The sequence below is a fragment of the Boseongicola sp. genome, assembly GCF_057460485.1.
Window position 1 is genome coordinate 1 of sequence record NZ_JBVCWP010000154.1, and the last position, 9,473, is coordinate 9,473.

Below are 9,473 nucleotides of genomic sequence, written 5' to 3' on the forward strand. Positions count from 1 at the left end.
GCGGGTACTGGATGCAACGCGGCAACTGGGCAGTTCGCGCTGCGCCCCTTGATTGAAGCCGGGGTCATAGACTTTGATGACATTATCATGGACCTCAAAGCGGCCTCATCAGGTGCGGGCCGTTCGCTGAAAGAACATCTTTTGTCATCCGAGATGAGCGAAAACGTCAAAGCCTACTCTGTCGGTGGCACCCATCGTCATCTTGGCGAGTTCGATCAGGAGTTCTCCGCGATCGCAGGCCATGACATACGTGTGCAGCTGACCCCGCATCTGATCCCGGCCACGCGTGGCATTGTGATGACTTGCTACCTGAAAGGCGACCCTGAGATCGCTTTCCAGACTTTGTCCAAAGCCTATGTAAACGAGCCTTTCATTCAAGTTCTTCCGATGGGGGAAATGCCGCAGATGAAGGACGTGCGTGCCTCGAATTTCTGCCATATCGGTGTGGCAGGGGATCGCATCGCGGGTCGCGTCACGGTGATTGCGACACTCGACAACCTCACCAAGGGTTCGTCGGGGCAGGCCATCCAGAACGCTAACCTGATGCTGGGCGAAGATGAGACGACTGGTCTCATGGCAGCACCTGTTTATCCGTGATTATCTGACTTTGGGAACGAGGGGCTTTGCCCCTCAATCTCGCCAGAGTATTTTGACCAAGAAGAAGAGATGATGAAGGGTCTTAAAAAGCAACGCCGAATACAGGTCATCGTGCTGGCGTTTGCCGCGATGATCGCCTCATTCACTGCCTTTTACATTGCAGCGCCTGATGCGCTTCAGTTTTTTCGCTCACCGTCCGAGATCGCCGAAACGCCCCCCCCGGCTACAGAGGTGTTTCGCATAGGCGGGCTTGTGGCTGACGGCACCTTGATACGCGGGCAGGGTGAAACAATCACGTTTGCTGTCACCGACGGCGGTGCCACTATTCCAGTATCATATACCGGCGTTCTTCCCGACCTTTTTGGCGAAGGCGAGGGCATGGTCGGCACGGGTCGTTATATTGATGGCGTGTTCGAGGCCTCGGAAATTTTGGCTCGCCATGACGAAACCTATATGCCATCCGAGGTCATTGACGCTTTGAAAGCCCAAGGCGTTTACCAAGACCCGAACGGTTAGGTACTGGCCCATTCTTTTCCCGGACGTTCTGGCGCAACAGTCCAGACCAAGGGAAACGGATTGATACCAACACAGTCCACTTCATTGTAGACGCCATCCTGACCCGCGAAGGCGGGTGCATGAAAGACCCGTCTGGCCCCGGCGGGGAAACCAATTTCGGTGTTACGATACACACACTATGCGGCGGCTCCGCCTTGATCTGAACAGTGATGTCTGCGTCAACGAGGCGGATGCGCGGGTTCTGACCTGCGCCCGCGCGCGCAAGGCGGTGTCGACATAGCCGTATGTGGCTGCACGGCGTTTCAACTATCCCAAGGAGCGTCTCAAGAGTATTTGCTGATGCTTGTCGTCCTCTCGACATTGATTGTCGGGGTCTTCATCTGCGATATGTCCCTGCACCATCAGCGCTCTCAAAGCTTTGACGCAGATATCGGTCTGACCGGCGGCCTTCTCGTGTTGTTCCCGCCGGCTTTACAGGTGTTCGGCGCGTTTGGAACGAAAGCCATTCTGCGCAAAACGAGACGGACTGATCAGATTTTCTCACGCCCGCGTCACCAAACCGCGACGAAGCGTCCCGCGCTCTTGGCCTCTCCTTGCGCGCGCTCTACTGTGTGTCTCATGTTTATCGAACTTGGCCACTTCACCCTGATTCTTGCCCTTCTGGTTGCCGTCGTTCAGACGGTCATGCCACTCGTCGGCGCCCACAAAGGTTGGCGCGGCTGGATGGCAGTGGCCGAACCCGCCGCAACGGTTCAATTCTTTCTTTTGGGCTTTTCGTTTGCGGCCCTCACATACGCCTTCGTCACCTCGGACTTCTCGCTCCGCCTTGTCGTAGCCAATAGCCACACTGCCAAACCGATGCTCTATAAAATCAGCGGAGTATGGGGCAACCACGAAGGCTCTATGCTGCTTTGGTGCGTGATCCTCGCCTTCTTCGGAGCGCTAGCGGCGTGGTTCGGAGGGAATCTTCCAGACCGGCTGCGTGCCCGTGTTCTTGGGGTGCAAGCCTCTGTTGGCGTTGCTTTTTTGACATTTCTTATCTTCACGTCGAACCCATTCGAGCGCTTGGAATTCCCGCCCCTGAATGGCCAGGATCTAAACCCACTCCTGCAGGACCCCGGCCTCGCGTTCCATCCGCCATTTCTCTACATCGGCTACGTCGGCCTCTCGATGAGCTTCTCTTTCGCCGTCGCCGCTCTGATCGAGGGCCGCGTCGACGCCGCCTGGGGCCGCTGGGTCCGGCCATGGACATTATTGGCATGGCTGAACCTCACCATCGGCATCGCACTTGGAAGCTGGTGGGCCTACTACGAGCTTGGATGGGGCGGTTTCTGGTTTTGGGATCCGGTCGAAAACGCGTCCTTCATGCCATGGCTCATTGCCGCAGCCCTTTTGCATTCGGCCATTGTTGTTGAAAAGCGCGAGGCGTTGAAAAGCTGGACGATCCTGCTGGCAATTCTCGCATTCGGCTTCTCGCTGATCGGCGCGTTCATCGTGCGATCCGGTGTGCTTACATCCGTCCACGCCTTTGCCAATGACCCCGAACGCGGCGTCTACCTCTTGTTGATCACCGCCTTTTTCATGGGGGGCGCGCTGACGCTCTACGCGGCGCGCGCAGGCCAGTTGCAGGCGAAAGGTGTGTTCAGCCTTGTAAGCCGTGAAAGTGCTCTTGTCGCCAACAATGTCCTGCTCGCGGTCGCCACGTTTGTTGTTTTCCTAGGTACGATCTGGCCGCTGGTCGCCGAACTCCTCTGGGACCGAAAGCTCTCGGTCGGCTCGCCGTTTTTTGACGCCGCTTTCACTCCCTTCATGATGGCGCTGGCAATCATCCTACCCATCGGTTCGATGCTGCCCTGGAAGCGCGCGAAACTGGCCAATACCATACGCCCGCTTTATGGCGTCCTTGCTGCCGCCTTCGCGGTCGTCGCCATCGTCTGGACCGTTCAGACCGAGCGCTCGATGATCGCCCCGATTGGGGTGGCCTTGGGCACCTGGCTTGTCTTCGGAGCAGGCGTCGATCTGTTGCAACGCACAGGACGGGGAGGGGCAGCAGCCAAGCTCCGTCGTCTCATCCACCTGCCACGCGCTGACATGGGCCGAGTCACAGCACATGCGGGCCTTGGAATCACTTTCATCGGCATTGCCGCCATTACTGCTTGGCAAATCGAGGATATCCGCGTCGCTAAACCCGGTGAGAGCTTCCGCGTTGGGGCCTATGAGGTGACCCTCGTGGACGTGCGACAACTCGAGGGCCCGAACTATATCTCGACCATGGCGGAAATGCGCGTCGATCGAAACGGCGCTGAAGTCACCACGTTGTTCCCTGAAAAACGCATCTATCCCGTTGCCAACATGCCAACCACGGAAGCAGCCATAGACAACGGCATCTTCCGTGACCTCTACCTCGTCATCGGCGATCCGCAAGGCAACGGCGGATGGTCAGTCCGCACCTTCGTCAAACCCTTCGCCAGCTGGATCTGGGCGGGCGCGATCATCATGTCGCTCGGCGGGCTCTTGTCTCTGACGGACCGTCGCTTCCGCGTCGCGGCTGGCGCGCGCAAAACGCCAAAAGCTTCAGGCGGGGTCCCAGCCGAATGATCCGTGTGTTGATTTTAACCATTGCACTTGCCATCGCCACGCCGGCATTGGCGGTGCAACCCAACGAAATCCTCGACGATCCGGCGTTAGAAGAACGCGCCCGGGAAATGTCGAAGAACCTCCGTTGCCTCGTCTGCCGCAACGAAAGCATCGACGAAAGCGACGCAGAACTGGCCCGCGACCTGCGCCTTTTGGTCCGCGAGCGTCTCGTTGCAGGTGATACCAACGACGAGACAATTGACTTCATCGTTGCGCGCTATGGCGAATACGTGCTGCTGACTCCACGCGCAACTGGCTCTACCCTGATCCTTTGGATTGCAGGCCCGGCGATGTTCCTTGCAGCCTTCGGGATCGCAGCCGTCTATATTCGCCGCAGACGCCCCGAAGCTGCTCCTGACACCCTTTCGGACGCAGAAAAATCTCGCCTCAGCCAACTTATGGACGACTAACGTCGCGTTTGGACTTTTCCGAACCGTTCAGTTCACTTATGTGATGCCAGAGCGTTAAAAGGAATTCCTATGGACTATCAAACCATCCGCGTCACTGAAACCGGCGGCTACGGCGTCATTGCGCTGAACCGCCCCGAGGTAAAGAACGCATTCAACACGCAGATGCGCGCGGAAATTCTTCACGCCGTCAAAGCTCTCAGCCTCACCATGCGTGCCCTCGTCATTACTGGCACCGGCGATGCGTTCTGCTCGGGCCAGGACCTTGGCGATCGCGCCACAGTCGCGAACACCGACCTGGAACGGACATTGCGCGACGAATACATGCCAATGATCCGCGCGATGGTAGACGCACCAATCCCCGTCATCGCGGCCGTCAACGGTGCCGCTGCCGGGGCAGGGACAGCCCTTGCGCTAGCCGCAGACGTTGTAATTGCCACCGAGAGCGCGATCTTCTTGCAAGCCTTCGCACGCATCGGCCTTATCCCCGACGCGGGCGTCACACATTTCCTGCCGCAGCAGATTGGCATGGCGCGTGCTATGGGCGCGGCCTTGTTCGCCGAGCCCATAACCGCGCGGCAGGCAGCCGACTGGGGTATGATTTGGGAAACGGTGCCGGACGCATCGTTTGAGGCTCGCTGGCGCGACCGCGCGGCCAAACTCGCATCTGGTCCAACGACGTCCTACGTGGGCATCAAAGAAGCGCTCCGGGCCAGCGCTGGCAATACGCTTGAAGAGCAGCTGCTGTTGGAAGCCAAGCTTCAGGGCCGTTGCGGCAAGACCCGTGATTTTCGCGAAGGCGTTCTTGCGTTTATGGAAAAGCGCCCGGCACAATACGAAGGCCGATAAGCCCACACTGTTAACGCAGTCTCAACCATATCGCGGAAATTTCACGGCTAAGGGGTTAACAGAACCCTATCTTTACGCGCGACTGCACGGACGCAATGCGATGTAACAACGACGTTACGAAATACCGTAAACGCCCCTAAAAACAGTACTATAAGAAAATACCCGGCGCGCAGACCGAAAAAATAGCCGCGCGCCGCCTTTCCGTTCTGTAATCCGTGTTGGCAGCTCCCAATGTTTGATCGCCCGCCGCAATTTTACCGGAAAACCCATCGTAGGCATTGCGATTCTCGGCCTCATCAGCGCGGATCACAATCACAACGTCGCGAAGCCGTGCATCATCGGGAAAACCCCAGTACGCTTTTGCAATTCGCGGCTCCGGCACGTTCTCTACCTTGCCGGCTTCGATTTCTTCAAGAAACTGTAAATAGCTCGCCACGCCTTCTTCTTCGAGATATCCGAGAATCTTGTGCGCCACCGATGGAAAGAGCAGATACGCTCAGAGATAGACATTATAGCCCCCCTGACCCGGCATGATGATCGATCTCTCGACCCGCGTCGGCTGAGCGATCTCGATAAAAGTCATCAGATGCATGCGCTCGGTGTCGGCCTCTTCGAGCAACGCTTTGATCCAGCCCTGATCATCGCAGATATGACGGATCAACTTAAGGGGCTGGAAAAGCCCGCCCACCATTCCGGGAACAGCCGCATCCGTCTCCAGACTACAGCCCAGTGGCTATAGCGTTTGGCAAAGAATTGGTCGGCAAAAATGCGCATGAACTTCACGATCCGCAAAGCCAGCCTGTCCTGAAATCCACCGGCGCGTGGCTCGTAGTAAGGTCAATATTGAACCGTGCGTCCGACGTTGATGTCGTCGGTCTTTCTCCTGTATGGCTACAGAAGATATCTGCCGCGAATGCGCATTCTCAGCATTTGCAGCGGCGGCATTATCACATACCATAGGTTCTGAATATCAGCGGTTTTCGACGTCCACATAATCGCGCATCGTCGCACCAACATAAAGCTGACGGGGACGACCGATTTTCATCTGTGGATCGGCAATCATCTCTTTCCATTGGCTGATCCAGCCAACGGTCCGCGCAAGCGCAAAGATCGGCGTGAACATCGATGTCGGGAAGCCCATCGCATCCAGAATAATACCGGAATAGAAATCTACGTTCGGATAAAGCTTCTTCTCTTTGAAGTAGGGATCCTCAACTGCGATCCGCTCAAGTTCTTTAGCCACTTGAAGCGTCGGATTGTTCTCAATCCCAAGCAACTCAAGCACCTCGTCCGCCGACTGCTTCATGACCTTCGCACGCGGGTCAAAGTTCTTATAAACCCGGTGTCCAAAGCCCATCAGACGGAACGGATCGTCCCTGTCTTTTGCACGCGCGATGTACTCAGGGATGCGATCCACTGTGCCAATCTCGCGTAGCATCTCAAGACACGCCTGGTTTGCACCACCATGCGCAGGCCCCCAAAGGCAGGCAATACCGGCCGCGATACAGGCAAACGGGTTGGCACCTGAAGACGACGCAAGCCGTACGGTCGATGTCGAAGCGTTTTGTTCATGATCAGCGTGTAACGTAAAGATGCGGTCCATCGCACGCGACAGGATCGGGTTCACTTCGTATTCCTCGGCGGGCACCGAAAAACACATCCGCAAGAAATTCGAGGCATAGTCAAGATCATTGCGCGGATACACAAACGGCTGACCGATCGAGAACTTGTAAGCCCAGGCTGCAATCGTTGGCATTTTAGCGATCAGCCGGATCGTCGCCACTTCGCGCTGCCACGGATCAGTGATGTCCGTACTGTCATGATAAAACGCTGACATGGCACCAACGACACCGGTCATAATCGCCATCGGGTGCGCGTCCCGACGGAAGCCGCGATAGAAATAAACCATTTGTTCATGCAACATTGTATGCTGCGTCACGCGGGCCTCAAAATCTTCCAGCTGAACCGCCGAGGGCAATTCGCCGTAAAGCAGCAAATAGCTGACCTCGAGGAAGTGCGATTTCTCAGCCAACTGATCAATCGGGTAACCACGGTGCAACAACTCGCCAAGATCGCCATCGATGAACGTGATCGTGCTGTCGCACGCCGCTGTCGAGGTGAAGCCGGGATCATAAGTGAAGACGTCGCCCTGTGCGTAAAGCTTGCGGATATCCAAAACGTCCGGACCCGCGCTGGGGGACAAGATCGGCAGTTCAATTTCCTTGCCATCGAACGTCAGTTTGGCTGTTTTCTTAGTGTCTGCCATGGTCATCCCCGTTTTCAGTCCGGTCCAAAGGGCCGGTCGGTTTGTCCGTCGCGTCGCTGCGCAGGATCTGAAGTTGGACGGACCCCGCATCAAAGGGGAATGCCCGGATTATGTGGCCGCGTCATCCAATCGGCGCACGGTTTCGTCGCGGCCTAGGACCAGCATCATGTCGAAGACACTTGGACTAACGGCCCGGCCCGACAACGCTGCGCGAAGTGGTCCTGCCAGTTTGCCAAGCTTAAGGCCGTGTGCCTCTGCCAGTGACTGCACGACGCCCTCCAGAGCGTCGCGGTCCCAGCTAGCATTTTGCAGGTGCGGCGTCAATTCTCCCAGTATACTGCGGGATACTAAATCAAGCGCCTTGGCCGATTTTTCATCTGGCACAATCGGTCTCGATGTCAAAATAAACGCCGCTTTTTCAAGAAGCTCCGGATAAGTCCGGGCGCGATCCTTGAGGCAGTACATTGCACGCTCAAGGTCGCTTTTCTGGACATCTGTCAATTTTTCTTGGCCCGAAACTGTCAGATATCCTTCAATTTCTTCTACAAGTGCAGCATCGTCCATTACCGCAATGTGCTGACCCGACAAATTAGCTAGCTTCTTGGTATCAAACCGGGCAGGGGCCTTGCCAATGCCGTCCAGCCCAAACCAGGCGATGGCTTGTTCGGTCGTGAAAAACTCATCGTCCCCATGGCTCCAGCCAAGCCGTGCCAGATAGTTGAGCATACCCGGCGCAGGGTATCCTTCGGCCTGCCACTCTTCGACCCCCAAGGCGCCGTGGCGTTTAGACAATTTCTTGCCGTCCTCGCCGTGAATAAGCGGGATATGCGCCCAAACCGGAACGTCCCAGCCCATGGCCTTGTAAACCAACATCTGACGGGCCGCGTTGTTCAAATGATCGTCACCACGGATCACATGGGTCACCCCCATGTCGTGGTCATCCACCACCACGGCCAACATATAAACCGGCGTGCCGTCCGATCGCAATACGATCATATCGTCCAACTGATCATTGCGTACCGTCACATCGCCTTGCACGGCGTCTTTGATCACCGTCACACCCTCGCGCGGCGCCTTGACGCGGATCGCAAACGGCGCATCCGGTTGATCGCCTTCCGCCCCATCGCGCCACGGCGAGCGGAACAGCGTCGATGCGCCTTTAGCCCTCGCCGCCTCGCGAAACGCAGCGATTTCGTCTTGGGTCGAGAAGCATTTGTATGCAGCGCCCGACTCCAACATCTCTTGGGCGACCTCCGCATGCCGCGTGGCGCCCTCAAATTGGCTCACAGCATCGCCGTCCCAATCAAGCCCCAGCCACGTCAACCCGCGAAAGATCGCCTCAGTTGCCTCAGGCGTTGAGCGCGCCCTGTCGGTGTCCTCAATCCGAAGCAGGAACTTGCCCCCGTTACGGCGCGCAAAAAGCCAATTGAATAATGCGGTGCGCGCGCCACCAATATGCAGATAACCCGTCGGGGACGGAGCGAAACGGGTCACGACAGGACGGTCGTTCATAAGGGTAGGCCTTTGAAATTAAGCTTATGGAAACCATGAAGGGCGTAGCATCGCCGGTGTGTAGTCAACCCTACATCGGGAGACAAGGGTGCGCCCGCTGATCGACGTTTCTGACCTGATCGACCGTTAACGCAGCTACCTGTTTTCGTGGTCGCCGGTGATGCCTGGCATTTAAGAGGTCCTTTGCTGCCACGATCGCACTGGTCGCCACTTTCGGCTGATGCGCGACGCTGATTGGACCCAATCGCGCTGGCCATGGCCCTTGCGTATGGTCGAAGGTATTGCCCTGTCGTCTACTATCGTGGGGCTTGCAACTACGCCAATCGCAGCGGCTCGTTTTAATCAGATCCCCAATTTCGGGCTAGTAGCTAACATCCTTTCGGTTCCGCTGATGAGCGCCATCATCATCCCCAGCGCGGTGCTTTGGCCGTTTGGCTTGGAATGGATTGGCCTCAAACTGATGGACGCTGCAATCATATGGATACTGACCGTCGCCGATAAAGTTGTCTATTTGCCGGAATCGCTTAGCCATATCTCGAGCCCGACGGCTCTGGTCCTTCCGCTGCTGACGCTTGGGTGTCTTTGGATCGTCTTGTAGCAGGGCCGCACGCTTGTCGGTATTACTCCCGTGCTTGCTCAATCGTCATCTGGAGCGCGACCCACGCCCCGATATGATCCCTAACGAAACC

9 protein-coding genes and 1 pseudogene are annotated in these 9,473 nt (G+C 56.9%); 7 read left to right on the forward strand and 3 right to left on the reverse strand.

The window, feature by feature from the left end; translation table 11 throughout:
• The 6 genes from AC221Y_RS15560 to AC221Y_RS15585 all read left to right on the forward strand — a co-directional run.
• A partial coding sequence (locus AC221Y_RS15560; protein ID WP_486707693.1) for an Asd/ArgC dimerization domain-containing protein occupies window positions 1-597 on the forward strand: 597 nt, incomplete at its 5' end.
• A gap of 72 nt (window positions 598-669) precedes the next feature.
• Window positions 670-1,113 (forward strand): cytochrome c maturation protein CcmE, encoded by a 444-nt coding sequence (gene ccmE, locus AC221Y_RS15565; RefSeq protein ID WP_299754031.1) that lies wholly within the window; start codon window positions 670-672, stop codon window positions 1,111-1,113.
• A gap of 119 nt (window positions 1,114-1,232) precedes the next feature.
• A complete protein-coding gene (locus AC221Y_RS15570; RefSeq protein WP_486707696.1) occupies window positions 1,233-1,316 on the forward strand; it encodes a hypothetical protein in 84 nt (27 codons plus the stop codon).
• Window positions 1,317-1,731: 415 nt separating this feature from the next.
• Window positions 1,732-3,711, forward strand: a complete 1,980-nt coding sequence (locus AC221Y_RS15575) for a heme lyase CcmF/NrfE family subunit (protein ID WP_299754006.1) — start codon at window positions 1,732-1,734, stop codon at window positions 3,709-3,711.
• Complete coding sequence (locus AC221Y_RS15580) at window positions 3,711-4,160, forward strand: cytochrome c-type biogenesis protein (RefSeq protein ID WP_486707697.1); 450 nt, start codon at window positions 3,711-3,713, stop codon at window positions 4,158-4,160. The genes AC221Y_RS15575 and AC221Y_RS15580 overlap by 1 nt, the downstream gene beginning before the upstream one ends.
• Before the next feature lie 69 nt (window positions 4,161-4,229).
• Complete coding sequence (locus AC221Y_RS15585) at window positions 4,230-5,006, forward strand: enoyl-CoA hydratase-related protein (RefSeq protein ID WP_299754005.1); 777 nt, start codon at window positions 4,230-4,232, stop codon at window positions 5,004-5,006.
• Between the two features lie 148 nt (window positions 5,007-5,154).
• Here AC221Y_RS15585 and AC221Y_RS15590 read toward each other — a convergent pair.
• From AC221Y_RS15590 to gltX, 3 genes and pseudogenes are all read right to left on the reverse strand, one after another.
• Window positions 5,155-5,697, reverse strand: a pseudogene (locus AC221Y_RS15590) (alternative oxidase).
• 279 nt (window positions 5,698-5,976) lie between these two features.
• Entirely contained in the window at window positions 5,977-7,272 is a 1,296-nt protein-coding gene (gene gltA / locus AC221Y_RS15595) for a citrate synthase (protein ID WP_299754004.1), read from the reverse strand.
• Window positions 7,273-7,380: 108 nt separating this feature from the next.
• Window positions 7,381-8,784, reverse strand: coding sequence for a glutamate--tRNA ligase (gltX, locus tag AC221Y_RS15600; RefSeq protein ID WP_486707694.1), 1,404 nt, complete (start codon window positions 8,782-8,784; stop codon window positions 7,381-7,383).
• Window positions 8,785-9,004: 220 nt separating this feature from the next.
• On the opposite strand from gltX, the gene AC221Y_RS15605 reads away from it, so the two are divergent.
• Complete coding sequence (locus tag AC221Y_RS15605; protein WP_486707695.1) at window positions 9,005-9,382, forward strand: ComEC/Rec2 family competence protein; 378 nt, start codon at window positions 9,005-9,007, stop codon at window positions 9,380-9,382.
• The last annotated feature ends 91 nt before the right edge of the window (window positions 9,383-9,473 follow it).

What these genes read in the sequence shown, in the direction of transcription:
- AC221Y_RS15585 (WP_299754005.1), top strand. Translation starts at nt 4,230, where the DNA reads ATGGACTATCAAACCATCCGCGTCACTGAAACCGGCGGCTACGGCGTC.
- ccmE (WP_299754031.1), top strand. Translation starts at nt 670, where the DNA reads ATGAAGGGTCTTAAAAAGCAACGCCGAATACAGGTCATCGTGCTGGCG.
- gltA (WP_299754004.1), bottom strand. Translation starts at nt 7,272, where the DNA reads ATGGCAGACACTAAGAAAACAGCCAAACTGACGTTCGATGGCAAGGAA.
- AC221Y_RS15575 (WP_299754006.1), top strand. Translation starts at nt 1,732, where the DNA reads ATGTTTATCGAACTTGGCCACTTCACCCTGATTCTTGCCCTTCTGGTT.
- AC221Y_RS15605 (WP_486707695.1), top strand. Translation starts at nt 9,005, where the DNA reads ATGCGCGACGCTGATTGGACCCAATCGCGCTGGCCATGGCCCTTGCGT.
- gltX (WP_486707694.1), bottom strand. Translation starts at nt 8,784, where the DNA reads ATGAACGACCGTCCTGTCGTGACCCGTTTCGCTCCGTCCCCGACGGGT.
- AC221Y_RS15570 (WP_486707696.1), top strand. Translation starts at nt 1,233, where the DNA reads ATGAAAGACCCGTCTGGCCCCGGCGGGGAAACCAATTTCGGTGTTACG.